Below are 1,772 nucleotides of genomic sequence, written 5' to 3'. Positions count from 1 at the left end.
CACTTATCCTTGATTTTCTATGTATCTTTTGATGGTTTCTGGGTTAGCTTCTCCTATGGAACAGGCAAAAAATCCATCTGTCCAAAATGTTTGTTCTTTCCAAAAATGCTTGCGCAAGAACGGGATAAATCTTGGTTCTCTCCAAACCCTATAAGTAGTCATCTGCTTGATCCGCAAAATGATGGAGCTAATAGACAATCTAGGGATATACTGAATCATCAAATGTAAATGGTCTTTGTCTGTTTCCATGGCTATGATAGTAAAATCCGAGCTTTCCTCTATCTCTTCAACCACGGATTTTATAAAAATCGCCACATCACCTACAAGCAACTTTTTTCTGTATTTACACACTAAAATCAAATGGGCTTTTAGATTGTGTTTGCTCCTATTGGTGGATAAATAGCCTTTGAGTTTGTAATGGTTTTCTTTCATAGTCTTGTGCCTTAAAAATATTTTATAATCTTATGCTATAACATTACAAAATAATTAAGGCATTGGGAATTGCTTAAAGCAATGAAGTTTAGGATTTACCCTAGTGTTGAACAAAAAACCTTGATACACAAGCACTTTGGCTGTGCTAGGGTGGTTTATAACTACTTTTTGCAATACCGCCAAAAACAATACGCGTCAGGCATTAGAGAAAACTACTTCAGCATGCAAAAGGTGCTCACCACTCTCAAAAAACAAGAGGCTTATGCTTATCTAAGTGAGTGCAACTCTCAAAGCTTGCAAATGGCATTAAGGCAACTGAGCACAGCCTTTGATAGGTTTTTCTCTAAGTTAGCAGATTATCCTAGATTCAAATCTAAAAAGCATTCTAAGCAGTCTTTCTGTATCCCACAACACTTAGAATTAGATTTAGACAAGAAGCAATTCAAGCTACCCAAGTTCAAAGAAGCTATCAAAGCCAAGTTTCATAGGCATTTGCCTATAGGCTCTATCATCAAGCAGGGGTTTATCTCTTGTGTAGCGGACAAGTATTATCTCTCTGTGAGCTATGAGGATCATAAACCTATGCCTAAACCTACAACCATCAAAAAAGCTGTGGGTTTAGATATGGGTTTAGAATCTTTAGTTATAGCCAGCAATGGCGTGCTCTATCCCTATAAAAAGTTTTTCCAAAACCTACAAACTAAGCTCACTAAAGCACAAAGGAGATTGTCTAAGAAACTAAAAGGCTCTAGTAATAGAAAAAAACAAGTCAAGAAAGTGGCAAAAATCCATGCTTCTATTAGGAACAGCAGAGAGGACTACCTACACAAAATCAGTAGCGAGATAACCAATCAATACGATTTGATAGCGGTAGAAACCTTGAAAGTGAGGAATTTGGTCAAAAACCACAAACTGGCTAAGAGCATTGCCAATGCGAGTTGGTCTAGGCTCATTAGTCTGCTAGCTTATAAGGCTGAGTGGAAAGGTAAAACCTTGCTAAAGATAGATCGATACTTTCCTAGCTCTCAAATCTGCTGCGCTTGTGGGAGCAACACCGGTAAAAAGCCGCTGCATATCAGAAATTTTGTCTGTCCTTGTTGTCAAACACGCCACCACAGAGACCTAAACGCTAGCATCAACATTAGAAACTATGCTTTGGGTATGCTAGATGAACGACACGCCATCAAGGTAGATAAAACTAGGGTAGGGATGACCCGAAGTTACGCTTGTGGAGATTCCGCTAATGGGGCTGTAACCAAGTATGGCTACATACTAGATACAGCTAGTTATGGATCGTTGAAACAAGAAGCCCACCCGTCTTTAGCGGGTGGGTGATTCAC

2 protein-coding genes are annotated in these 1,772 nt (G+C 39.0%); one reads left to right on the top strand and one right to left on the bottom strand.

All coding sequences use genetic code 11. From position 1 onward, the window contains the following. Nucleotides 1–3: 3 nt before the first annotated feature. Nucleotides 4–432, bottom strand: coding sequence for an IS200/IS605 family transposase (gene tnpA / locus EAO37_RS08960; RefSeq protein WP_120953411.1), 429 nt, complete (start codon nt 430–432; stop codon nt 4–6). A 69-nt stretch (nt 433–501) separates the two neighbouring features. Here tnpA and EAO37_RS08955 point away from each other — a divergent pair, with 69 nt between their 5' ends. Then, nucleotides 502–1,767 carry an RNA-guided endonuclease TnpB family protein gene (locus tag EAO37_RS08955; protein WP_120953408.1) on the top strand — a complete coding sequence of 422 codons (1,266 nt, stop codon included), beginning with the start codon at nt 502–504 and terminating at the stop codon, nt 1,765–1,767. The last annotated feature ends 5 nt before the right edge of the window (nt 1,768–1,772 follow it).

This window comes from Helicobacter sp. L8 (assembly GCF_003660355.1).
In the GTDB taxonomy this organism is placed as follows: Bacteria; Campylobacterota; Campylobacteria; order Campylobacterales; family Helicobacteraceae; genus Helicobacter; species Helicobacter labacensis.
Note: the sequence above shows the minus strand (reverse complement) of the source record. Positions and strands in the feature narration are given on the sequence as shown.